The organism is Enterobacter sp. MGH 37 (assembly GCF_000534515.1).
Taxonomy (GTDB): domain Bacteria; phylum Pseudomonadota; class Gammaproteobacteria; order Enterobacterales; family Enterobacteriaceae; genus Enterobacter; species Enterobacter kobei.
Genome location: NZ_KI973206.1, coordinates 2,031,361 through 2,056,069, shown reverse-complemented (window position 1 = coordinate 2,056,069; position 24,709 = coordinate 2,031,361). Strand labels below are relative to the sequence as shown.

19 protein-coding genes are annotated in these 24,709 nt (G+C 55.3%); 10 read left to right on the top strand and 9 right to left on the bottom strand.

The annotated features are described in order from the left end of the window. Nucleotides 1–8: 8 nt before the first annotated feature. Nucleotides 9–371 (bottom strand): protein YacL, encoded by a 363-nt coding sequence (yacL, locus tag L383_RS01610; RefSeq protein WP_014882574.1) that lies wholly within the window; start codon nucleotides 369–371, stop codon nucleotides 9–11. Nucleotides 372–561: 190 nt separating this feature from the next. Beyond that, nucleotides 562–3,159 carry a bifunctional aconitate hydratase 2/2-methylisocitrate dehydratase gene (acnB, locus tag L383_RS01615; RefSeq protein WP_023332097.1) on the bottom strand — a complete coding sequence of 866 codons (2,598 nt, stop codon included), beginning with the start codon at nucleotides 3,157–3,159 and terminating at the stop codon, nucleotides 562–564. Between the two features lie 891 nt (nucleotides 3,160–4,050). Here acnB and L383_RS01620 point away from each other — a divergent pair. Beyond that, complete coding sequence (locus tag L383_RS01620; protein WP_023332096.1) at nucleotides 4,051–5,604, top strand: DUF3300 domain-containing protein; 1,554 nt, start codon at nucleotides 4,051–4,053, stop codon at nucleotides 5,602–5,604. Between the two features lie 10 nt (nucleotides 5,605–5,614). After that, complete coding sequence (locus tag L383_RS01625) at nucleotides 5,615–6,406, top strand: DUF2950 family protein (RefSeq protein WP_023332095.1); 792 nt, start codon at nucleotides 5,615–5,617, stop codon at nucleotides 6,404–6,406. Between the two features lie 51 nt (nucleotides 6,407–6,457). Here L383_RS01625 and lpdA read toward each other — a convergent pair whose 3' ends face one another. The 4 genes from lpdA to pdhR form a co-directional block, all read right to left on the bottom strand. Further along, on the bottom strand, nucleotides 6,458–7,882 hold the full coding sequence (lpdA, locus tag L383_RS01630) for a dihydrolipoyl dehydrogenase (protein WP_023332094.1): 1,425 nt from the start codon (nucleotides 7,880–7,882) through the stop codon (nucleotides 6,458–6,460). A 175-nt stretch (nucleotides 7,883–8,057) separates the two neighbouring features. Further along, nucleotides 8,058–9,941 (bottom strand): pyruvate dehydrogenase complex dihydrolipoyllysine-residue acetyltransferase, encoded by a 1,884-nt coding sequence (aceF, locus tag L383_RS01635; RefSeq protein WP_023332093.1) that lies wholly within the window; start codon nucleotides 9,939–9,941, stop codon nucleotides 8,058–8,060. Between the two features lie 14 nt (nucleotides 9,942–9,955). Further along, nucleotides 9,956–12,619, bottom strand: coding sequence for a pyruvate dehydrogenase (acetyl-transferring), homodimeric type (gene aceE / locus L383_RS01640; RefSeq protein ID WP_014882566.1), 2,664 nt, complete (start codon nucleotides 12,617–12,619; stop codon nucleotides 9,956–9,958). A 123-nt stretch (nucleotides 12,620–12,742) separates the two neighbouring features. Beyond that, nucleotides 12,743–13,507, bottom strand: coding sequence for a pyruvate dehydrogenase complex transcriptional repressor PdhR (gene pdhR, locus L383_RS01645; protein WP_014882565.1), 765 nt, complete (start codon nucleotides 13,505–13,507; stop codon nucleotides 12,743–12,745). 263 nt (nucleotides 13,508–13,770) lie between these two features. Between pdhR and L383_RS01650 the strand changes: the two genes are divergently transcribed. The 4 genes from L383_RS01650 (at nucleotide 13,771) to L383_RS01665 (ending at nucleotide 17,936) form a co-directional block, all read left to right on the top strand. Further along, on the top strand, nucleotides 13,771–13,998 hold the full coding sequence (locus L383_RS01650; RefSeq protein ID WP_080350631.1) for a hypothetical protein: 228 nt from the start codon (nucleotides 13,771–13,773) through the stop codon (nucleotides 13,996–13,998). A 45-nt stretch (nucleotides 13,999–14,043) separates the two neighbouring features. After that, nucleotides 14,044–15,414 carry an aromatic amino acid transporter AroP gene (gene aroP / locus L383_RS01655; RefSeq protein ID WP_023332092.1) on the top strand — a complete coding sequence of 457 codons (1,371 nt, stop codon included), beginning with the start codon at nucleotides 14,044–14,046 and terminating at the stop codon, nucleotides 15,412–15,414. Between the two features lie 163 nt (nucleotides 15,415–15,577). Then, nucleotides 15,578–16,975 carry a glycoside-pentoside-hexuronide (GPH):cation symporter gene (locus L383_RS01660; RefSeq protein WP_014882563.1) on the top strand — a complete coding sequence of 466 codons (1,398 nt, stop codon included), beginning with the start codon at nucleotides 15,578–15,580 and terminating at the stop codon, nucleotides 16,973–16,975. Nucleotides 16,976–16,985: 10 nt separating this feature from the next. After that, the gene (locus tag L383_RS01665) at nucleotides 16,986–17,936 is read left to right on the top strand and encodes a glycoside hydrolase family 43 protein (protein WP_023332091.1); all 951 of its coding nucleotides are present in this window, start codon (nucleotides 16,986–16,988) and stop codon (nucleotides 17,934–17,936) included. A gap of 18 nt (nucleotides 17,937–17,954) precedes the next feature. Here the strand turns inward: L383_RS01665 and ampE are convergent, their stop codons facing one another. Together ampE and ampD are read right to left on the bottom strand one after the other, a co-directional pair. Beyond that, nucleotides 17,955–18,809 (bottom strand): beta-lactamase regulator AmpE, encoded by an 855-nt coding sequence (gene ampE, locus L383_RS01670; RefSeq protein WP_023332090.1) that lies wholly within the window; start codon nucleotides 18,807–18,809, stop codon nucleotides 17,955–17,957. Nucleotides 18,810–18,818: 9 nt separating this feature from the next. After that, entirely contained in the window at nucleotides 18,819–19,370 is a 552-nt protein-coding gene (gene ampD / locus L383_RS01675) for a 1,6-anhydro-N-acetylmuramyl-L-alanine amidase AmpD (RefSeq protein WP_023332089.1), read from the bottom strand. 87 nt (nucleotides 19,371–19,457) lie between these two features. Here ampD and nadC point away from each other — a divergent pair, with 87 nt between their 5' ends. The 4 genes from nadC to hofC all read left to right on the top strand — a co-directional run bounded on the left by nadC (nucleotide 19,458) and on the right by hofC (nucleotide 23,529). Beyond that, nucleotides 19,458–20,351 (top strand): carboxylating nicotinate-nucleotide diphosphorylase, encoded by an 894-nt coding sequence (gene nadC, locus L383_RS01680; protein WP_014882559.1) that lies wholly within the window; start codon nucleotides 19,458–19,460, stop codon nucleotides 20,349–20,351. Between the two features lie 173 nt (nucleotides 20,352–20,524). Beyond that, a complete protein-coding gene (gene ppdD / locus L383_RS01685; RefSeq protein ID WP_014882558.1) occupies nucleotides 20,525–20,962 on the top strand; it encodes a prepilin peptidase-dependent pilin in 438 nt (145 codons plus the stop codon). Between the two features lie 10 nt (nucleotides 20,963–20,972). Continuing rightward, on the top strand, nucleotides 20,973–22,355 hold the full coding sequence (gene gspE / locus L383_RS01690) for a type II secretion system protein GspE (RefSeq protein WP_023332088.1): 1,383 nt from the start codon (nucleotides 20,973–20,975) through the stop codon (nucleotides 22,353–22,355). Further along, nucleotides 22,345–23,529, top strand: a complete 1,185-nt coding sequence (gene hofC, locus L383_RS01695; RefSeq protein ID WP_023332087.1) for a protein transport protein HofC — start codon at nucleotides 22,345–22,347, stop codon at nucleotides 23,527–23,529. The genes gspE and hofC overlap by 11 nt, the downstream gene beginning before the upstream one ends. Before the next feature lie 40 nt (nucleotides 23,530–23,569). Here hofC and L383_RS01700 read toward each other — a convergent pair whose 3' ends face one another. After that, a complete protein-coding gene (locus L383_RS01700; RefSeq protein WP_023332086.1) occupies nucleotides 23,570–24,613 on the bottom strand; it encodes a GMP reductase in 1,044 nt (347 codons plus the stop codon). Between the last annotated feature and the right edge of the window lie 96 nt (nucleotides 24,614–24,709).

The window sequence follows — 24,709 nt, the reverse complement described above, 5'->3', positions numbered from 1 at the left end:
AATTTCCGTTACTTCTGTTTCATAAACGCCCGGTACGCAGCTACCACCTGCAAAAAGTCCTCGACGCCGCACAGCGACAGGCTCTCTTCATCGTAGTAGCTCATCCCCTCTTCCATCTCATCACCCGAAAACTCCAGCTGGTTGGCGCGCACCATCACCTCTTCGCCATCCATCCACAGCGTGTATTCATGTCCGGCACGTTGCCAGGAGCGTTCACTGCCTTTTACCGTCTTCGCCGCCTGTTCAACTTCATCCAGCAGCGCGAGATCCTCTTTCACCTCTTCGTTAAACCAGTGGCCAACGGCTTCGTGCCCCATCGACATACGCACTTTCACCACTCCGGTGATGTCGCGCAGAAATTCGTAATCCATAGTATTTTCCTCTGCAAAGCCATTAGGGTAATTATCGCAGCAGAGAGGAAGAAAAAAAGCGGGAGAGGCGGGAGGAATGAAAATAAAAAGTGAGAGCAAGACCCAGCGGCCTGATGCCCTCACCCCGTCCCTCTCCCACGGGAGAGGGTGCAAACACTAAAAACCGTCTCAACAGAGACGGTTTTGCCGTTTATACCGCGGTCTGGAAGATAACCCCGTCAGCCTTCTCGGTGTACTGAGAGAGCTGGTCGAAGTTCAGATAGCGATAGGTGTCCACCGCCGTCTTATCTACCTGAGCCACAAAGGTCTGGTACTCTTCCGGCGTTGGCAGCTTGCCAATCAGCGCCGCAACCGCAGCCAGCTCCGCAGAAGCCAGGTAAACGTTCGCACCGGTACCTAAACGGTTCGGGAAGTTACGGGTAGAGGTGGAGACCACCGTCGCACCGTCCGCCACGCGCGCCTGGTTACCCATACACAGGGAACAACCTGGGATTTCGATACGCGCACCACTCTTACCAAACACGCTGTAGTAACCTTCTTCCGTCAGCTGTGCGGCATCCATACGGGTTGGCGGTGCCACCCACAGGCGGGTCGGCAGCTGGCCTTTATGGGTATCCAGCAGCTTACCGGCAGCACGGAAGTGACCGATGTTGGTCATGCAGGAGCCGATGAACACTTCGTCGATCTTATCGCCCTGCACATCAGAGAGCAGACGCGCATCGTCAGGATCGTTCGGTGCACACAGGATTGGCTCTTTGATATCCGCCAGATCGATGTCGATCACTGCCGCATACTCTGCGTCAGCGTCCGCTTCCAGCAGCTGCGGATCCGCCAACCATTTCTCCATGCCCTGGATACGACGCTCCAGCGTACGACGGTCGCCGTAGCCTTCTGCAATCATCCACTTCAGCAGCACGATGTTGGAGGTCAGATACTCAATAATCGGCTCTTTGTTCAGCTTGATGGTACAGCCCGCCGCAGAACGCTCAGCGGAGGCATCGGTCAGCTCGAACGCCTGCTCCACTTTCAGATCCGGCAGACCTTCGATTTCCAGAATGCGGCCAGAGAAGATGTTTTTCTTCCCTTTCTTCTCAACGGTCAGCAGGCCCTGTTTAATCGCATACAGCGGGATCGCGTGAACCAGGTCGCGCAGGGTGATACCCGGCTGCATTTTACCTTTGAAGCGCACCAGCACTGATTCCGGCATATCCAGCGGCATCACGCCGGTCGCAGCCGCAAATGCCACCAGACCGGAGCCCGCCGGGAAGGAGATACCGATAGGGAAACGGGTGTGGGAGTCACCACCGGTACCCACGGTATCCGGCAGCAGCATGCGGTTCAGCCAGGAGTGGATAACACCGTCACCCGGACGCAGGGAGACACCGCCACGGTTCATGATGAAGTCTGGCAGCGTGTGGTGCGTGGTCACGTCAACCGGCTTCGGATACGCCGCTGTGTGACAGAAGGACTGCATCACCAGATCAGAAGAGAAGCCCAGGCACGCCAGGTCTTTCAGTTCGTCACGGGTCATTGGGCCGGTGGTGTCCTGAGACCCCACGGAAGTCATCTTCGGCTCGCAGTATGCGCCAGGGCGAATACCCGCAACGCCGCATGCGCGACCCACCATTTTCTGCGCCAGCGAATAACCACGGTTGCTTTCCGCAACATCTTTCGCGTGACGGAACACGTCTGAGTGCGGCAGGCCCAGCGCTTCACGCGCTTTGGTGGTCAGGCCACGGCCGATGATCAGCGGGATACGGCCACCGGCACGCACTTCGTCGATCAACACGTCGGTTTTCAGCTCGAAGCTTGCCAGCAGTTCGTTAGTGTCGTGGTTACGCACTTCGCCTTTATACGGGTAGACGTCAATCACGTCGCCCATGTTCAGGTTACTGACATCCACTTCAATCGGCAGCGCACCCGCATCTTCCATGGTGTTAAAGAAGATAGGGGCAATTTTGCCGCCGAGGCACAGGCCGCCGCCGCGCTTGTTAGGCACGTGCGGAATGTCGTCACCCATGAACCACAGCACGGAGTTGGTTGCGGACTTACGGGAAGAACCGGTACCCACAACATCACCCACATAGGCCAGCGGGAAACCTTTCTCCTGAAGCGCTTCGATCTGTTTGATCGGGCCGACGCTACCCGGCTGATCCGGCTCAATGCCTTCACGGGCGTTCTTCAGCATCGCCAGGGCGTGCAGAGGGATATCAGGACGAGACCACGCATCCGGCGCCGGAGAGAGGTCATCGGTGTTGGTTTCACCGGTCACTTTGAAGACGGTCACGGTAATTTTTTCAGCCAGGGCCGGACGGTTGAGGAACCATTCGGCGTCCGCCCAGGACTGCATCACCTGCTTCGCATAGACATTGCCCGCTTTGGCTTTTTCTTCGACATCGTAGAAGTTATCGAACATCAGCAGCGTTGAAGAGAGCGCTTTCGCGGCAATCGGTGCCAGCGTGTCGTTATCCAGCGCGTCAATCAGCGGATGAATGTTGTAACCACCCTGCATAGTGCCGAGCAGTTCAATGGCTTTTTCAGGAGTAACCAGTGGGGAGGTGGCTTCGCCTTTGGCGATAGCAGCAAGGAATCCGGCTTTTACGTAGGCAGCTTCATCTACGCCAGGCGGTACGCGGTTGATCAGCAGATCTAACAGGAATTCTTCTTCGCCCTTAGGCGGGTTCTTCAGCAGCTCGACGAGCGCGGCCATTTGGGTTGCATCTAACGGTTTGGGTACAATTCCCTCGGCGGCACGTTCTGCTACGTGCTTACGGTATTCTTCTAGCACGACGGTTCTCCTCGCTCTCATTGTCATATGCGGCGGGCGTTCTCTTCACGCTCCTGTGAGACAGCAGTTTGTAGGGTAAATGCCCGATACCGCGTCGGGCAGCATAGCAGGATTTCTGCACAGTGTTAATCTGTTTACAAAAAAGCAACATTAAAATATTTGCTGAATCGTTAAGCATGGTGTAGCGGGGAAACGAGACGAATTCGGGGTACAAAAAAACCGCCTCACAGCGGTTAATTTGTTGCCTTGCGGTGGTAGCACACCGGGTTGGCAGATTTGCGGCAATCCCAACGCGATGAATTTTGCATCACGCCACGCTGGCTTGCAAGCCATTATGTCGATTTTGCGTAGCGCCTTCCTGCTTCGAATAAAAATCCTTTCAACTTCATTTTTCGTCTTCTGAAAGACCGCTGAGTCGATTACTCTTCTCCCCGGCCTGCTTCGCTGGCGTAGCAACCAGTCACCGGGCCCGGGAGCAGTTCCGTAACCTACGCGGCAATCCCAACTTGCCTGGTTCTGCCTTTCCCGGTGAAGAATGAACCCGCGTAGCCTGTACAGGAACGCATGCAATGGAGATGCGAATCACTGCGCTGATCGTTGCGATCGGTTTACTGCTTACCGCACTACACGGTGGCTGGAACATATCCGACATCACGGTGCTGTTCGTCGTCAACCTCGGCAACTAGCTGCTGGCCGCTCGCAAGAGCGGCCTTCTGAAACCCCGGCGGTTTTTCAACCATCCGATATAATTGTGTAATAAATATTCACACTCTTTGTCCGGACAAAATCGACGCTTCCCAAGAAAAGTCAAAACCGTAAAAGACGGGTGAATAATACTCACGCCAACCGTAACGCCTCACGGCACAGCGCTTGTCTCGTTGGAGTCACTATATGAAGTTGCCCTTTAAGCCACATCTGCTCGTCCTTCTGTGCAGTACCGGGCTGTTTGCCGCCTCTGGCGTGATGTTTGTCAAAAGCCGTGCATCAGAGCCTGTCGCTCCCGCGCCTGTCGCCCAACAACAGGTGGCAACACCTGCGGCCCACCCCGCTCCCGTTGTCGCACCAGCTTACACGGCCGCGCAAATCGATCAGTGGGTCGCCCCGATTGCGCTCTATCCGGACGCGCTGCTGTCTCAAATTTTAATGGCATCGACCTATCCGGCCAACGTTATCCAGGCCGCGCAGTGGTCAAAAGATAACCCCAACATGCAGGGCGATGCCGCGATTCAGGCGGTGGCGAGCCAGCCGTGGGATCCCAGCGTGAAATCGCTGGTCGCGTTTCCTCAGTTAATGTCGCTGATGGGCGGAAATCCGCCGTGGGTACAAAACCTCGGCGATGCGTTTCTCGCGCAGCCGAAGGACGTGATGGATTCCGTTCAGCGCCTGCGCGCGCTGGCGCAGAAGACCGGCGCTTTACAATCCACGCCTCAGCAGACGGTCACCACCGTGACAAAACCGGCGCCAGCGAAAACCAGCACCACTGAGACAACGACAGCCACGACTTCCGCGCCCGCCCCAACGGTAATCAAAATTGAATCTGCCGATCCGCAGGTTGTTTATGTCCCTACCTATAACCCCAATACGGTTTACGGTACCTGGCCAAACACCGCGTATCCGCCAACCTATCTCCCGCCCTCGCCTGGCGAGCAATTTACCGACAGCCTGGTGAAAGGCTTAGGCTTTAGCCTGGGCGTGGCGACAACCTACGCCATCTTCAGCAATATCGACTGGGATGACGATGATGACTGGGATCATCACCATCATGACGATGACTGGGATCACGGCGGCTATAATCGCAACGGTGATAACAACATCAATATTAACGTTCAGAACTTTAATAAAATCAGTGGTCAGCGTCTGACGGACGCCAGCCGCACCTGGCAGCACAACCCGGCCTATCGGGAAGGTGTGCCCTACCCGACAAACCAGCTCAACACGCGCTTCCACTCCACCAACACGGCTACGGGGCTCAGCGCAACACAGCAAAAACCGGTTAGCCGCGATAGCCAGCGTCAGGCCGCCCTCAGCCAGATGGAGAAATCGACAGGCAAAACCTTCCCACAGACAGCGCACCCGGGGATTAGAGATGCACAGCGGCAGGCCTCAAGCGAACAGCTGAAGCAGATTTCTCAGCGCAGTAACTACCGTGGCTATGACACCAAACCTCAGACGGCGAAGCGGACAACCACACAGCAGCGCGAAAACCGCCAGACCGCAACGCAGCGACAGGAGAAACGAATCTCACAACCTGCGCAGCAACACGCGCTCCAGCAGAGAACCAGTCAGCCCCGGGCGAATGCGCTGAGCGGTAACGACAGTCGCTCCGCCAACTGGCAAGCCCAGCAGCAGCGTGGTTCGCAAAGCAGACAACTGGCTGCCCGTCATCAGCCGCCGCGTCAGGCATCTGCCGGACGTGTTGAACACCGTGAATTCCGTCATCGTTAAGGGAGCAAACATGAAAAATAAACTTCTCTGTGGAATGGTGGTGTTCATGATGTCGGCGTCCGCGATGGCGCAGCAATCTTTCAGCACGCCAGAACAGGCAACAGATGCGCTGGCCAGCGCCATCAGCGAGCAAAACGAAAGTGCGATGAGCAATCTGCTCGGCGAAAACTGGCGTGACTTTCTGCCGCCTGAAGGGGTAGATCCTGATGCCGTTGCTCGCTTCCTGCGCGACTGGAAAGTCCGGCACAACACGGTTGTCGAGGGTAACACAGCACATCTTGCTGTCGGAGACAGCGGCTGGCAGCTTCCCATCCCGGTGGTTAAAACCGCTTCTGGCTGGCAATTTGACATGAAAGAAGGGGCCGAGGAGATCCTGACCCGCGAGATTGGGCGTAACGAGCTTGCCGCCATTGAAGCCTTACATGCCTATGTGGATGCCCAGCAGAACTATTTTGCGCTGAACCAGAAATACGCGCAGAAAATTGTCAGCGCGGACGGGAAAAAGGATGGTTTGTACTGGCCCGTCTCGCCAGGCGAAACGCCAAGCCCACTTGGTCCGGCGTTCAGTCCGAAAGAGCCTGGGGCGGGATACCACGGCTATCGCTTCCGCATCCTGCCGGATAATAACGGTTTCGCGATGGTGGCCTGGCCGGTCAGCTATGGTCAAACCGGCGTGATGAGCTTCGTGATAAACCAGAACGACAAGGTTTACCAGTCCGATCTCGGCCGCGATTCTGAGCAGAAAGTCCGGGCGATGACCGCGTATAGCCCGGATAAAACCTGGCAGCCTGTGGCACCCTGAACGCAGTGCATAAAAAAAGCGGCCTGAGCCGCTTTTTTCATCTGAAGAAACTTATTTCTTCTTCGCTTTCGCGTTTGGCAGGTCGGTGATGCTACCTTCAAACACTTCTGCCGCCAGGCCCACGGACTCGTGCAGAGTCGGGTGAGCGTGGATGGTCAGCGCGATGTCTTCCGCGTCACAACCCATTTCGATCGCCAGACCGATTTCACCCAGCAGCTCGCCGCCGTTGGTCCCGACAATCGCACCACCGATCACGCGGTGAGTCTCTTTGTCGAAGATCAGTTTGGTCATACCGTCTGCGCAGTCGGAAGCGATAGCACGGCCAGAAGCAGCCCACGGGAAGGTGGCGGTTTCGTAGCTGATGCCTTTCTCTTTCGCTTCTTTCTCAGTCAGACCCACCCATGCCACTTCTGGCTCGGTGTACGCGATAGATGGGATCACTTTCGGATCGAAGTAGTGTTTCATGCCGGCGATAACTTCAGCGGCAACGTGACCTTCGTGAACACCTTTGTGCGCCAGCATTGGCTGACCGACGATATCGCCGATAGCAAAGATGTGCGGCACGTTAGTGCGCAGCTGTTTGTCAACGCGGATAAAGCCACGGTCGTCCACTTCCACGCCAGCTTTGCCCGCGTCGAGGTTTTTACCGTTCGGCACACGGCCGATAGCCACCAGCACGGCGTCGTAACGCTGTGGTTCGGATGGGGCTTTTTTGCCTTCCATGGAAACGTAAATACCGTCTTCTTTGGCTTCAACGGCAGTTACTTTGGTTTCCAGCATCAGGTTGAATTTCTTGCTGATACGTTTGGTGAAGACTTTAACGATGTCTTTGTCTGCAGCCGGGATAACCTGGTCGAACATTTCAACCACGTCAATGTCTGAACCCAGCGCATGGTACACGGTACCCATTTCCAGACCGATGATACCGCCGCCCATAACCAGCAGGCGCTTAGGAACAGTTTTCAGCTCCAGTGCATCGGTGGAATCCCACACGCGCGGATCTTCATGTGGAATGAATGGCAGTTCGATTGGGCGAGAACCTGCCGCGATGATCGCGTTGTCGAAGTTGATCACGGTTTTGCCGTTTTCGCCTTCCACTTCCAGGGTGTTCGCACCGGTGAATTTACCCAGACCGTTTACCACTTTCACTTTACGGCCTTTGGCCATACCCGCCAGACCGCCGGTCAGCTGAGTGATAACTTTCTCTTTCCAGGTACGAATTTTGTCGATATCGGTTTTCGGCTCGCCGAAGACGATACCGTGTTCAGCCAGCGCTTTGGCTTCTTCGATCACTTTCGCGACGTGCAGCAGCGCTTTAGAAGGGATACAGCCGACGTTCAGACAAACACCACCGAGGGTGCTGTAACGTTCTACGATGACGGTTTCCAGACCTAAATCCGCGGCGCGGAATGCTGCGGAATAACCTGCCGGGCCTGCCCCAAGTACTACGACCTGAGTTTTGATTTCTGTGCTCATCATGACCTCTTAATTTATACCCGTCGTCCACCGGGTCGTTCTATCCGCCCGCATTTTACAAAATTGTTAACAATTTTGAAACAACAAACGGCTCATGAATTTTTGCTTACGCCAGTAACCTCAAAAACAGCATGAGATTACCAGAAAAAAGCCGGCCGACTGGCCGGCTTTTCGATTACATCACCAGGCGGCGAATGTCGCTCAGCATGTTGTTGATGATGGTGATGAAACGCGCACCATCAGCACCGTCGATCACGCGGTGGTCGAAGGACAGAGAGATTGGCATCATCAGACGCGGCACAAACTCTTTACCATTCCACACCGGCTCCATCGCGGACTTGGACACACCGAGGATAGCCACTTCCGGCGCGTTCACAATCGGCGCGAAGTGGGTAGTGCCCAGGCCGCCGATGCTGGAGATAGTGAAGCAGCCGCCCTGCATTTCGCCGGCAGTCAGCTTACCATCACGCGCTTTTTTGGAGATGGTGGTCAGTTCACGGGACAGCTCAGTGATGCTCTTCTTGTTCACGTCCTTGAAGACCGGAACAACCAGACCATTTGGCGTATCAACCGCAACACCGATGTTGATGTATTTCTTCAGCGTCAGCTTCTGGCCGTCTTCAGACAGGGAGCTGTTGAAGCGTGGCATCTGCTCAAGTGCAGCGGCAACGGCTTTCATGATGAAGACCACTGGGGTGAATTTCACGTCCAGTTTACGCTTCTCAGCTTCGGCGTTCTGCTGTTTACGGAACGCTTCCAGATCGGTGATATCGGTTTTGTCGAAGTGCGTAACGTGCGGGATCATCACCCAGTTACGGCTCAGGTTAGCACCAGAGATTTTCTGGATACGGCCCAGTTCCACTTCTTCGATTTCGCCGAACTTGCTGAAGTCCACTTTCGGCCATGGCAGCATGCCCGGGATACCGCCGCCAGCGGCTGCAGCAGGTGCAGCTTCAGCACGTTTCACCGCGTCTTTCACGTAGGTCTGAACGTCTTCGCGCAGGATACGACCCTTACGGCCAGTCCCTTTCACTTTCGCCAGGTTCACACCGAACTCGCGCGCCAGGCGACGAATCAGCGGGGTGGCGTGGACATACGCGTCGTTTTCAGCGAACTCAGATTTTTCTGCTTTCGCAGCAGGGGCAGCAGCAGGTTTAGCAGCCTGAGCCGGTGCAGCAGCCGGTGCTGGAGCAGCAGCGGCAGCCGGAGCGGCGGCAGGCGCAGCGCCTTCCACTTCGAAGACCATGATCAGAGAGCCGGTAGACACTTTGTCGCCAGTGCTGATTTTGATCTCTTTAACGGTACCCGCGAACGGCGCAGGAACTTCCATGGAAGCTTTATCGCCTTCAACGGTGATCAGTGACTGTTCAGCGGCAACTTTGTCGCCCACTTTCACCATCACTTCCGTCACTTCAACTTCGTCACCGCCGATGTCCGGTACGTTAACGTCTTTCGCGCCGCCAGCAGCAGCCGGTGCAGCGGCCGGAGCCGGAGCAGCAGCCTGAGCAGGTGCAGCACCCGCCACTTCGAAGACCATGATCAGGGAGCCTGTAGACACTTTGTCACCGGTGTTGATCTTGATCTCTTTAACGGTACCCGCGAACGGCGCAGGGACTTCCATAGAGGCTTTGTCACCTTCTACGGTGATCAGTGATTGCTCAGCCGCAACGGTGTCGCCCACTTTCACCAGGATTTCGGTGACTTCAACTTCGTCACCGCCGATGTCAGGCACGTTCACTTCTTTTGCTGCGGCGGCAGCTGCTGGAGCAGCAGCCGGAGCGGCTTCTTTCTTCTCTTCCTGCGCAGGTGCAGCAGCTGCTGCACCGTCGGCGGAATCGAAAATCATGATCAGTTTGCCGGTCTCGGTTTTATCGCCAACAGAGACTTTAATCTCTTTAACGATGCCAGCCTGAGGAGACGGGACTTCCATAGAGGCTTTATCGCCTTCTACGGTGATCAGCGACTGTTCAGCTTCAACTTTGTCGCCCACTTTGACCAGGATCTCGGTGATTTCAACTTCATCAGCCCCGATGTCCGGTACATTGATTTCGATAGCCATTATTCTTTTACCTCTTACGCCAGACGCGGGTTAACTTTATCTGCATCGATGTTGAATTTGGTAATTGCGTCCGCAACCACTTTCTTATCGATTTCGCCACGTTTAGCCAGTTCGCCCAGTGCTGCTACAACCACGTAAGAAGCATCAACTTCGAAGTGGTGACGCAGGTTTTCGCGGCTGTCTGAACGACCGAAGCCGTCAGTACCCAGTACGCGATAATCATCAGCTGGAACGTAAGTACGAACCTGCTCAGCGAACAGTTTCATATAGTCAGTAGACGCCACCGCTGGCGCGTCGTTCATCACCTGAGCGATGTACGGAACGCGTGGAGTTTCCATTGGGTGCAGCATGTTCCAGCGCTCACAATCCTGGCCATCACGAGCCAGTTCAGTGAAGGAGGTCACGCTGTACACGTCGGAACCGACACCGTAGTCCTTCGCCAGGATCTGTGCGGCTTCACGCACGTGACGCAGGATAGAGCCGGAGCCCAGCAGCTGAACTTTACCTTTGCTACCTTCAACAGTTTCGAGTTTGTAGATACCTTTACGGATACCTTCCTCGGCACCTGCTGGCATTGCCGGCATGTGGTAGTTTTCGTTCAGGGTGGTGATGTAGTAGTAAATGTTCTCTTGCGCTTCACCGTACATGCGCTGCAGACCGTCATGCATGATGACTGCCACTTCGTACGCGTAAGACGGGTCGTAAGAGATACAGTTAGGGATAGTCAGAGACTGAATGTGGCTGTGACCATCTTCGTGCTGCAGACCTTCACCGTTCAGGGTCGTACGACCAGAAGTACCACCGATCAGGAAGCCGCGAGCCTGCTGGTCGCCTGCCTGCCAGCACAGGTCACCGATACGCTGGAACCCGAACATGGAGTAGTAAATGTAGAACGGGATCATCGGCAGGTTGTTGGTGCTGTAAGAGGTCGCAGCAGCCAGCCAGGATGCGCCTGCACCCAGCTCGTTGATACCTTCCTGCAGGATCTGACCTTTCTCGTCTTCTTTATAGTAAGCAACCTGCTCACGGTCCTGCGGGGTGTACTGCTGGCCGTTCGGGCTGTAGATACCGATCTGACGGAACAGACCTTCCATACCGAAAGTACGCGCTTCGTCGGCGATGATTGGCACCAGACGATCTTTGATCGACTTGTTCTTCAGCATCACGTTCAGGGCACGAACGAAAGCGATAGTGGTAGAGATCTCTTTGTTCTGCTCTTCGAGCAGCTGAGAGAAGTCTTCCAGCGCTGGCAGTTCCAGCTTCTCGGTGAAGTTAGGCTGACGAGCTGGCAGGTAGCCTTTCAGCGCCTGACGACGTTCGTGCAGGTACTTGTGCTCTTCAGAACCTTCCGGGAAGGTGATGTAAGACAGGTTTTCTACCTGCTCATCGGTCACTGGAACGTTGAAACGGTCGCGGATATAACGCACGCCGTCCATGTTCATTTTCTTAACCTGGTGAGCGATGTTTTTACCTTCTGCGGTATCACCCATGCCGTAACCTTTGATGGTATGGGCCAGGATAACAGTCGCTTTACCTTTGGTCTCACGCGCTTTTTTCAGTGCCGCGTAGATTTTCTTCGGATCGTGACCACCACGGTTCAGCGCCCAGATCTGCTCATCAGTCCAGTCTGCAACCAGTGCGGCGGTTTCAGGATATTTACCGAAGAAGTGCTCACGCACGTAGGCACCGTCTTTGGATTTGAAGGTCTGGTAGTCACCGTCAACGGTTTCGTTCATCAGCTGGATCAGTTTACCGCTGGTGTCTTTACGCAGCAGTTCGTCCCAACGGGAACCCCACATGACTTTGATTACGTTCCAGCCAGCACCCGCGAAGATGCCTTCCAGTTCGTTGATGATCTTGCCGTTACCGGTTACCGGACCATCCAGACGCTGCAGGTTACAGTTGATGATGAAGCACAGGTTGTCCAGCTTCTCACGGGTTGCGATGGTGATCGCACCTTTAGATTCTGGTTCATCCATTTCGCCGTCGCCCAGGAAGGCGTAAACGGTCTGCTCAGAGGTGTCTTTCAGACCACGGTGTTCCAGATATTTCAGGAATTTAGCCTGATAGATCGCACCGATTGGACCCAGACCCATGGATACGGTCGGGAACTGCCAGAATTCAGGCATCAGTTTAGGGTGCGGGTAAGAAGACAGACCTTTACCGTGAACTTCCTGACGGAAGTTGTTCATCTGCTCTTCAGTCAGACGACCTTCCAGGAATGCACGTGCATAGATGCCCGGAGAGATGTGGCCCTGGAAGTACACCAGATCGCCGCCGTCTTTCTCGTTCGCTGCACGGAAGAAGTGGTTAAAGCACACTTCGTAAACGGTCGCAGAAGACTGGAAGGACGCCATGTGGCCACCCAGCTCCAGATCTTTCTTGGACGCGCGCAGAACAGTCATGATGGCGTTCCAGCGGATAGCTGAACGGATACGACGTTCCAGATCCAGATTGCCCGGGTATTCCGGTTCGTCTTCAACGGCAATCGTGTTTACGTAGTTGCTAGCCCCTGCACCTGAAGCAACCTTCACGCCGCCTTTGCGGGCTTCAGAAAGCAGCTGATCAATCAGATACTGAGCGCGCTCAACACCTTCTTCACGGATGACCGATTCGATCGCCTGTAGCCAGTCGCGAGTTTCGATCGGATCCACGTCATTTTGGAGACGTTCTGACATGGGGGTATTCCTTATCTATCTAATACGTTGATTTGTCTGGAACCTGTCCCATTGTGCTCTTCAGCAAGAACACAATAAGACAGGTTCTGCGTTTAGTTGCCGCGCTCTAAAAGTACCTGGCGCTTAATCCTTTCGTTGCTGTATGCGGCGTAATGAACGTTCGCGACGCGATTGTTCACGGCTGCGGTCCAGCAAGATTTCCTCAATGAAAGCCAGGTGACGGTGCGACGCTTCGCGCGCCTGCTCCGGTTCCCCGGCCATTATCGCCTCGAATATTCGGGTGCGATGGTTGCTTACCAGTGGGAGCATCTCCCGACGGGCATACAACAATTCAAAATTCTGACGAACGTTCTGGGCCAGCATCGGCTCCATGCAGCGTAGCAGATGGAGGAGCACCACATTGTGTGCCGCTTCGGTGACGGCGATTTGATACTGGACGACGGCGCTGGACTCGGCGTCTAAATCGCCGGACTGCTGTGCCCGTTCAATGGCCTGATGCAGCTCGCGGATACGCACGCGATCTTCATCAGTGCTGCGAAGGGCAGCGTAATAGGCCGCAATACCTTCCAGCGCGTGACGGGTCTCAAGCAGGTCAAACTGGGATTCTGGGTGGTCAGAGAGAAGTTCTACCAGCGGATCGCTGAAGCTCTGCCACAGGCTGTTTTGCACAAAGGTTCCGCCGCCCTGGCGACGAAGCAGCAAGCCCTTTGCTTCGAGGCGTTGAATCGCCTCACGCAGAGAGGGACGTGAAACGTCGAACTGTTTTGCCAGTTCGCGTTCTGGCGGAAGTTTCTCACCCGGGCGCAGAGTCCCTTCGAGGATTAAAAACTCCAGCTGCTGCTCAATCACATCAGATAGTTTTGGTTGGCGAATTTTGCTGTAGGCCATATTCCCTGTCTTACGCCTTTTTGCCCGGAGTCAATTGGTCTTACCAATTTATATTTCGTATCGCTAAAGTAACAAAGTATTCACCTTCTGTCCATATTGGTTTTGATTGAAATCAGTAAACCCTGCATATTTTAACAACCTTACAGAAATAACGTTTCAGAAATGTAACTTTGCACAAATGAGTTGATTACTCCCAAAGTGGGAGTTTTAACCATAATGAAACGAGGGTTTTTGCAATCTGAAGCGATTCAACAAGGCAAATTATGAAAATTCGCCCACTTAAGGCGCATTTCTATTCTATAGGTTGGGGTAAGAAGCGAGAGCGGAGTGATTTACAAATGCTTTCTTTTTATTCAACTCGTCATCAGCCCTTCATAAAGCAGGTGCATTCACAGGCACTTACCACTATTCTGGCGCTTACGGAAGTCATCTCCACTTTTTTCGGTTCGTTTAACCGTAAAGAAATAAATACAGAATATGGATTTTCATAATTACACACGCACAGCGTGACATAACAACCACACACGAGGTTTCAAATGGAAGCTCAACAGCACGGCGATCAGCTAAAGCGCGGGCTAAAAAACCGCCATATTCAGCTCATCGCACTGGGCGGTGCTATTGGTACCGGCCTGTTTCTGGGCAGCGCATCCGTAATCCAGTCTGCCGGTCCGGGCATTATTTTGGGTTACGCGATTGCGGGTTTCATTGCTTTTCTGATCATGCGCCAGTTAGGTGAAATGGTTGTCGAGGAGCCGGTCGCTGGCTCCTTTAGCCACTTTGCCTATAAGTACTGGGGCAGCTTTGCCGGTTTCGCCTCCGGCTGGAACTACTGGGTACTGTACGTTCTGGTTGCCATGGCCGAGCTGACTGCCGTCGGGAAGTATATTCAGTTCTGGTATCCTGACATCCCAACCTGGGCTTCCGCTGCAGCCTTCTTCGTCATTATCAACGCCATTAACCTTACCAACGTAAAAGTGTTCGGCGAGATGGAGTTCTGGTTTGCCATCATCAAAGTGATCGCCGTCGTGGCGATGATTATCTTTGGCGGCTGGCTGCTGTTCAGCGGCAACGGTGGCCCACAGGCAACCGTGCGTAACCTCTGGGAACAGGGCGGCTTCCTGCCTCACGGCATGACTGGTCTGGTGATGATGATGGCCATCATTATGTTCTCTTTCGGCGGTCTGGAACTGGTGGGTATCACCGCCGCAGAAGCCGACAATCCTGAGCAGAGCATCCCGAAAGCGACGAATCAGGTTATCTACCGAATTCTGATCTTCTATGTGGGCTCGCTGGCGGTCCTGCTCTCACTGCTGCCATGGACGCGCGTCACTGCCGACACCAGTCCGTTTGTGCTGATTTTCCACGAACTGGGTGATACCGTCGTGGCGAACGCGCTCAATGTCGTGGTGCTGACCGCGGCGCTTTCCGTGTACAACAGCTGCGTATACTGCAACAGCCGTATGCTGTTCGGCCTGGCCCAGCAGGGCAATGCGCCGAAGATGCTGCTCAACGTTGATAAACGCGGCGTGCCGGTCAACACCATCATTGTTTCAGCCATCGTGACGGCGCTGTGCGTGCTGATTAACTACATGGCGCCGGAATCCGCATTTGGCCTGCTAATGGCGCTGGTGGTCTCTGCACTGGTCATCAACTGGGCGATGATCAGCCTGGCGCACATCAAGTTCCGCCGCGCGAAACAGCAGCAGGGCGTGACGACGCGCTTCCCTGCCCTGCTCTATCCGCTGGGTAACTGGATCTGCCTGCTGTTTATGACGGCCGTGCTGGTGATCATGCTGATCACGCCGGGTATGGCAATCTCCGTCTACCTGATCCCGGTCTGGATTGCCGTGCTGGGCGTTGGCTATCTCTTCAGCCAGAAAAGCCGCAAGGCCATGAAGGCCCACTAAGCCTCCTCCGCGGTACCTGCTTTTGCGGGTACCGCGCGTTGTTACCTCCCTCACACTTTCATCCCTACAGCGTTTTTATCCATATCACCGCCCTGATACTGCAACGCATATATTCGTTTGCCAGCAAATAATTCTCTCCATACCGAAACCCGGAGAGCAGTCTATGGATAACGCTAAACTGTCAGTAAAAGAAAAGATCGGCTATGGGATGGGCGATGCAGGTTGCAACATCATCTTTGGCGCCATCATGCTGTTTGTTAACTATTTTTATACCGACATATTTGGCCTCGCGCCTGCACTGGTGGGGGTCTTACTGCTGTCGGTCCGTGTGATTGACGCCGTCACCGACCCTATCATGGGGGCAATTGCCGACCGCACCCGCAGTAAATATGGCCGTTTTCGTCCATGGCTGCTGTGGATTGCCTTCCCCTACGCGCTGTTCAGTATTCTGATGTTCACCACACCGGAGTGGAGCTATAACAGCAAAGTTATCTATGCGTTTGTCACCTACTTCCTGCTCTCATTAACCTATACGGCCATCAACATCCCTTACTGCTCGTTAGGAGGGGTGATCACCAACGATCCGAAAGAGCGTGTGGCCTGCCAGTCCTACCGCTTCGTGCTGGTCGGCATCGCCACGTTGCTGCTGTCATTGACGCTGCTGCCGATGGCCGACTGGTTTGGCGGGGATAACAAAGCCAAAGGCTACCAGATGGCAATGACCGTACTGGCGCTGATTGGCACCTGCATGTTCCTGTTCTGCTTCGCCACCGTGCGCGAGCGCGTGCGCCCGGCGGTGCAGACCCACGACGAGCTGAAAAATGACCTGAAAGACGTGTGGAAAAACGACCAGTGGGTGCGAATTTTGCTCCTGACGCTCTGCAACGTCTGCCCGGGCTTTATCCGCATGGCGGCAACCATGTATTACGTCACCTGGGTGATGGGCCAGAGCACCCACTTCGCCACCGTGTTTATCAGCCTGGGGGTTATCGGCATGATGCTTGGCAGCGTGCTGGCAAAAGTGCTGACCGACCGCTGGTGTAAACTGAAGGTCTTCTTCTGGACCAATATCGTGCTGGCGATATTTTCCTGCGCCTTCTATTTCTTCGACCCGAAAGCCACCGTCACCATCGTGGTGCTCTACGTTCTGCTGAACATCCTGCACCAGATCCCGTCTCCGCTGCACTGGTCGCTGATGGCTGACGTGGATGACTACGGCGAGTGGAAAACCGGGAAACGCATCACCGGGATCAGCTTCTCCGGCAACATTTTCTTCCTGAAGCTGGGTCTGGCGATTGCCGGGGCAATGGTCGGTTTTCTGCTCTCCTGGTACGGTTACGACGCAGGCGCAAAAGCGCAAAGCGCGGAGGCCATTAACGGTATCGTACTGCTGTTTACCGTTATTCCTGGCGTTGGATACTTAATTACCGCGGGCGTTGTACGCCTGCTGAAAGTGGACCGCGAAACCATGAAGATGATCCAGTCCGATCTGGAAAAGCGCCGCGCCAACTACCGCGAGCTGAACGCTTATCAGGAACTCAAAGCCGCAGAGACAAAATAAGGAAAGTTGCATGCAAACCTGGCCAAACCCGTTTATTGAACAACGCGCCGACCCGTACATTTTACATCATGAGGGGCAATACTATTTTATTGCCTCCGTGCCGGAGTACGACAGGCTGGCTATCCGCCGTGCTGACTCGCTGGAGGGCTTGCGCAGCGCCGAAGAGATAGTGGTCTGGCGCAAACCCGACACCGGTCCAATGAGCCAGTTGATTTGGGCCCCAGAACTGCATCACATCGACGGGAAGTGGTACATCTATTTTGCCGCGACGCACACCCAGGCGCTTGATAGCCTCGGCATGTTCCAGCACCGAATGTTTGCGCTGGAGTGTACCGACAGCGATCCGCTCGCCGGTACGTGGGTCGAGAAGGGGCAAATAAAAACGCCATTCGACACTTTCGCCCTCGATGCCACCACCTTTGTCCATCAGGGGAAACGCTGGTATCTGTGGGCGCAAAAAGCGCCGGATATCGCCGGAAACTCCAACCTTTATCTGTGTGAAATGGAAAATCCGTGGACGCTGAAAGGCGAGCCGGTGATGCTCAGTAAACCTGAATATGACTGGGAATGCCGCGGATTTCTGGTTAATGAAGGTCCGGCGGTGCTGGTTCACGGCGACAAGCTGTTTATCAGCTACTCCGCTAGCGCCACCGATGAGAACTACTGCATGGGGTTATTGTGGATAGACCTGAATGCCGATCCGCGACAGCCGGCGAACTGGCACAAATCTGCGCGTCCGGTGTTCGTTACCAGCTACGAAAATCGTCAGTACGGCCCGGGTCACAACAGCTTTACGCAAACGCCGGAAGGGGAAGATGTGCTGGTGTATCACGCGCGGAATTACACCGAAATTGAGGGCGACCCGCTGTACGATCCGAATCGCCATACCCGACTGAAGCTTGTCCGCTGGAATGAAAGCGGGATGCCTGATTTCGGCATCCCGCCTGCGGATACGCTATAGCGTTTGCGGCGCGCTGGCTTACACCAGCGTGCCGTAAATGGTCAGCAGCGCCACCACCACCACCACCACAAACGACGTTTTCTTTGCCATTGAAACCGCCGCTTTTGGCGTTTCAATCTTGTCGGTATGCGGCTCTCGCGCCAGGGAAAACTGCGCCAGACGGGTTAACACCTGATACTGCGAGGTGTGTCGGTCGCCCAGAGACGCAAACCACGCTGGCAATGCTTTTTCACCGTGGCCAATGAGCGCATACACCACACCCACCAGACGCACCGGCAGCCAGTCGAGCACATGCAGGATGGCATCAATGCCGGAGAGCAAACGTTCATGCGGCGTCAGATAACGGGCAAGCCAGGTCTGCCAGGCACGCAGGAACGCGTACCCCATCAGCAAGACGGGTCCCACCGGGCCGCCCACCACAAACCAGAACAGCGGCGCGAGGTAGTAACGGAAGTTAATCCACAGCAGCGCATTTTGCAGCTCGCGCAGGAACTCGCGCTCGTCGCAATCCGGCGGCACGCCGTGGATCATCGTCAGTTCGCTCGCCATGGCACCGCGCGCGTGGGCATCATCGCGGGAGGCCGCTTTAAGATAAGCGTGGTAGTGCAAACGCACCTTGCCCGCACCAATGCACAGCACGCCAAGCAGGATCCACACCACCAGCAGCGGCACATTGAAAAAGAGTCCGTACAGCGCGCGCAGCAGCAGGAAGGTAATCACCATCACACCCGCCATCATCAGCAGCGTGCGCAGCATGGAAAAGTGCCTGATGCGGCGGAATAACACCTCCAGCCGGTGATCCAGATGCCAGTGCTCACCGAGCTTGAACAGACGTTCAGCGATGATAACCAGCAGCATGGTAAACAACGTCATGGTATCTCCTTATTCTGACGACGCGGTGAGCATGGCGCGAAAGCGGGGCCAGTCAAATGCCGGGCCAGGATCGGTTTTTCTCGCCGGAGCGATATCACTGTGTCCGGTAATGTTGTCGGCGATTGCCGGGTAGAGTCCGATAAGCGTACGGGTCACAGCCGCTAACTGTTGATACTGTGAGTCGGTGTAGGGCGTAGTATCCGTGCCTTCCAGCTCGATCCCAATGGAGAAATCGTTGCACCGTTCGCGCCCGTGATACATCGACACCCCGGCATGCCAGGCGCGCTTATCAAAAGGAACATACTGAACCACCTCACCATCACGACGAATCAGACAGTGAGCCGACACGCGCAAATGCGCAATCTCAGCGAAGAAAGGATGGGCATTGGGATCTATCGTTCCCGTGAATAACGCATCGATCCACGGGCCGCCAAATTCACCCGGCGGGAGACTAATATTATGAACCACCAGCAGTGTGGGCTTTTCATCCTCCGGGCGGCAATCGTGGTGCGGCGAGGGTACACGCCGCGCATCCACCAGCCATCCGTTTTCTAACAACATGCTGGAACTCCTTCTGTATGGTGCAATGACTCGGTTCAGAGTAGCATGTTTCAATATTATGATTCGTTACCAATTTGGAGTTTTATCATGCCGCCTCGCCGCTACAACCCCGACCACCGACGTGAAGCACTTCTGGAACGTATTAATATGGATATTCCGGCAAGCGTTGCCCATGCGTTAAAAGAAGACCTTGGGGGTGACGTGAATGCCGATAAAGACATTACCGCACAATTATTGCCAAAAGAGACACGTTCCCACGCGGTCATTATTACCCGTGAAGAGGGCGTTTTTTGCGGCAAGCGTTGGGTTGAAGAGGTATTTACTCAACTGGCGGGCGATGATGTGCAGGTGACCTGGCACGTTGAAGATGGTGATGCGATTACAGCCAATCAGCCGCTGTTCGAGCTGGACGGTCCCTCGCGCGTCTTGCTGACCGGCGAACGCACCGCGCTCAATTTTGTACAAACGCTCTCTGGCGTCGCCAGCGAAGTGCGTCGCTATGTTGACCTCCTGGCCGGCACCCACACTCAGCTGCTGGATACCCGCAAAACGCTGCCAGGCCTGCGCACTGCGCTGAAGTACGCGGTGCTCTGTGGGGGCGGCGCCAACCATCGACTGGGCTTATCCGATGCCTTCCTGATCAAAGAGAACCACATTATTGCGTCGGGTTCCGTGCGCCAGGCCGTTGAGAAAGCCTTCTGGCTGCACCCGGACGTCCCTGTTGAAGTGGAAGTCGAAAGCCTGGAAGAGCTGGAGCAGGCCGTTAAGGCCGGAGCCGATATCATCATGCTCGACAATTTCGAAACTGAGCAGATGCGCGAGGCGGTAAAACTGACTAACGGCCGCGCCCAGCTTGAAGTTTCCGGGAACGTCACGTTCGACACGATCCGTGAATTCGCCGAAACCGGTGTGGACTACATCTCCGTCGGCGCGCTGACCAAACACGTTCGCGCCCTTGACCTCTCCATGCGCTTCAAATAACACGCTTCCCCTCTCCGTCCGGAGAGGGGAATTTCAGTCCTGCTCGCAAATCCGTTGTTCTTCCCTGCAACACTGCATGAATTCTCTGAAGCCCCTTTCCCGTTCCCTTTTTTGCCCCTCGTTTCTCTCCTTTCGCGCTGCCAGAGTAGCGCCACTTTGCATAAGGAGCAGATATGGACAGACAACAAGGATTCACACTCATTGAGCTGATGGTGGTCATTGGCATTATTGCGATTCTGAGCGCCATCGGCGTTCCCGCCTATCAGAACTACCTGCGTAAAGCCGCCCTCACCGATATGCTGCAAACCTTCATTCCCTATCGCACTGCCATTGAGCTTTGCGCGCTCGATCACGGTGGCGTGGAGAGCTGTGACGCAGGCAGTAACGGCATCCCTTCCCCGACGACGACGCGTTACGTCTCAGCAATGAACGTGGCAAAAGGGATCGTGACCTTGACGGGTCAGGAGAGTCTCAACGGACTGACGGTGACCATGACGCCACAGTGGAATAACGGCAACGGTATGACAGGCTGGACGCGTGACTGCAACATCAGTGCTGACAGCGAGCTTAAGCAGGCCTGTGAAGACGTCTTCCGCTTCGACAATAACTGAGGGGCGGACAATGAACACCGATCAACTCGTGGCACTTTGCCTTCGCCATCATGCTCTGCTGCTCACCAGCAACAGTGACATGGTCAGCATTGCCGTCGTGGGAAGCCCCGCACCTGAACTGATGGAAGCCCTGCGCTTCGCAACGCAGAAACGGATTGATATCGAGTGCTGGAGCGCTGAACGCATGGAAAAGCATCGGCAGTTAAGCGCGCAATCGCATCTGCCTAACGTTTCGCAGGCACATTCCGCGGTGGATATCCTCAACCACACGCTGCAACAGGCGATAAACCAGCGCGCCTCCGACATCCATATTGAACCGATGGAGCACGCGTGCCTGATTCGCTTACGTATCGATGGCGTACTTTGCCCGCAACCTCCGCTTTCCGCCGCGCTGGCAACGATGCTCAGCGCCCGGTTAAAAGTGCTGGGTAATCTGGATATTGCTGAACGCCGCTTACCGCAGGATGGTCAGTTTACCATTGAGCTGACAAACGAGCCGGTCTCGTTTCGTATCGCCACGCTTCCCTGCAACGGCGGTGAGAAAATTGTGCTGCGCCTGCTGCATCAGGTTCAGCAGGCTCTTGAACCGAAAGCACTCGGCATGAGCGCTGAGCAGCTGGCCTGTTTTACTGCGTCACTGCACCAGCCTCAGGGGCTGATTCTGGTTACCGGCCCCACAGGCAGCGGCAAAACCGTCACCCTCTATAGTGCGTTACAGGCGCTTAACACCCCTGACGTCAACATCTGCAGCGTAGAGGATCCCATTGAAATCCCGCTTGCGGGATTGAATCAGACGCAGATTAACCCGCGAGCGGGCCTGACATTTCAGAGCGTGCTAAGGGCGCTGCTGCGTCAGGATCCGGATATCATTATGGTCGGCGAAATTCGTGATGGCGAAACGGCAGAGATCGCTATTAATGCCGCGCAGACCGGGCACCTGGTATTGTCGACGCTGCATACCAACTCGACAACGGAAACCCTGATTCGCCTGGAGCAGATGGGCGTCGCGCGCTGGATGATCTCTTCCGCACTCTCTATGGTGATTGCCCAACGGCTGGTTCGGCGTCTTTGTCCACATTGCCGACAGCAAAACGGGGAGCATTCAGGCTTACCCCGCCCGGTTTGGCCGCGACCACTTCCCCGCTGGCAACCCACAGGCTGCGATCGTTGCTATCACGGTTTTTACGGCCGGGTGGCGATTTTTGAAGTACTGGCAATCGACAACCCTCTGCGCCAGGCAATTGCCAGCGGGGCAGGCACCGAGGTGATAGAAGCCAGTGCCCGGCAGGCAGGGTTAATCTCGCTGTTTGAACACGGCTGTATGGCCATTGAGCAAGGGCTAACCACGCTCGAAGAATTATTGCGTGTTTTGGGTATGCCCGATGGCCACTAATCACCTCTGGCGCTGGCGAGCCCTCTCCACAGAAGGAGAACCCCGAAGCGGGACACTCTGGGCCACAGACCGCAACGCGGCCTTCACCAGGCTAATGCGGAACGACCTGCATCCTCTGGCCCTCTCCCGATGCCCTCAGAGACACCGCTGGCACCCTCATCACTGCTACGAGATATTTCGCCAGCTCGCCACGCTGCTGCAGGCCGGACTTACGCTTGCGCATAGCCTGCAAATGCTGGCTGACCAGCATCGATCAGAACCTTGGCGGGCACTGCTGCAAAGCGTTGCCGATGAACTCAGTGAAGGGTGCCCTTTTTCTGAGGCGCTCAGGCGGTGGCCTGCGGTCTTTACCCCATTGCATATCTCAATGGTAAAAACGGGTGAGCTGACAGGGAAGCTGGAAGAGTGCTGTCGCCAGCTCGCCCAGCAACAAAAAGCGCAGCAGCAGCTCGGTCAGAAAGTGAAAAAAGCGCTGCGCTACCCGGCGATCATCCTGACGCTGGCGGTACTCGTCGTACTCGCCATGGTCACCCTAGTGTTGCCCGAGTTCGCCGCAATCTACAAAACGTTTAACACTCCCCTTCCGGCGCTGACGCGGATGGTGATGGGTATATCCGCGTTTATGCAGTCCTACGCTCTCGCACTGTTCGCGGTGCTGCTTGTTCCGGTAGCCGCCGCCTGGACTCTGCGTCACACGCCTCGCTGGCAGCGATTTCTTCTGCATCTACCTGTAATGGGGGCGCTGGCGAAAGGGCAAAAGCTGGGGCAGATCTTCACCGTACTGTCGCTCACACAGCAGGCAGGCATTGCCTTTTTACAGGGGCTTGAGAGCGCAGAAGAGACCGTAGAAAGCGGCTACTGGCAAGGGATCCTTTGCAGAATACGCGAAGATATTGAAAAAGGACTTCCCGTCTGGTCATCCTTTCAGAAAGCGGCAATCTTTACCCCGCTCTGTATTCAGCTTTTACGAACGGGCGAAATGTCAGGTTCACTGGACATCATGCTGGCAAACCTTGCTCGTCATCACACGGAGCAAACTTTCCAGTTGGCCGACAGTCTGGCAGCACTCCTGGAGCCGTTACTACTGGTTGTCACGGGGATCATCATCGGCACGCTAGTGGTGGCAATGTATTTGCCCATTTTCCATTTGGGGGATGCGATGAGCGCGGGATAGCCAATAGTGCTGGCGCACGGACATGCGCCAGCGAAAACCATTACAGGCTATTGAAAACGCGGTTTTCCTGCTCCTGAACGCGAATAAACGTCGTACGTTTCGTCAACTCTTTCAGACGGGAGGCACCCACGTAGGTACAGGCTGAACGCAGGCCGCCCAGGATGTCGCGCGCGGTGTTTTCAACCGGGCCACGCAGAGGCAGCTTCACGGTTTTGCCTTCTGCCGCACGGTATTTTGCCACACCACCAACGTGACGGGTCATTGCAGACTCAGAGCTCCTACCGTAGAACAGCATGAATTTCTCACCGTTTTCTTCCACCACGGTGCCGCCGCTCTCTTCATGACCGGCCAGCATACCGCCGAGCATCACGAAGTCTGCGCCGCCGCCAAACGCCTTCGCCACATCGCCCGGCATGGTGCAACCGCCGTCACTGATGATCTGGCCGCCCAGGCCATGCGCCGCATCGGCACATTCGATAACGGCGGACAGCTGCGGATACCCAACGCCGGTTTTGACGCGCGTGGTGCATACGGAGCCCGGGCCAATGCCCACTTTCACGATGTCGGCACCGGAGAGGATCAGCTCCTCACACATTTCACCGGTCACCACGTTGCCCGCAATGATGGTTTTCGTTGGCCAGGCCTCACGCGCCTTGCTGACGAACTGCACGAAATGCTCGGAGTAACCGTTCGCCACATCAATACACACAAAATTGAGCGCCGGGTTCGCATTCAGGATCTGTTTGGTCTTCTCGAAATCGGCATCAGAGGTGCCGGTGGAGACCATCACATGCTTCACCACATCCGCAGAGGCGGATGCAACAAACGCATTCCACTCTTCCGGGCTGTAGTGTTTGTGCACTGCGGTGAGAATATCGAACTGCGCCAGGGCGGTTGCCATCCCGAAGGTGCCCACCGTATCCATATTGGCGGCGATAATCGGCACGCCAGACCAGGTCTGACCGGAATGTTTAAAGGTGAATTGACGTTCGAGTTCAACGTCTGAGCGACTTTTCAGTGTAGAGCGTTTAGGGCGGATAAGAACGTCTTTGAAACCTAACTTCAGATCTTCTTCGATACGCATGTGCGGATTCCTGGGGTTAGAGGCAAATATGTTAAAAGCACAACTCCAGTGACGCTATCATACGCACTAATACCTGCTCCGCAAGACTGCGAAATT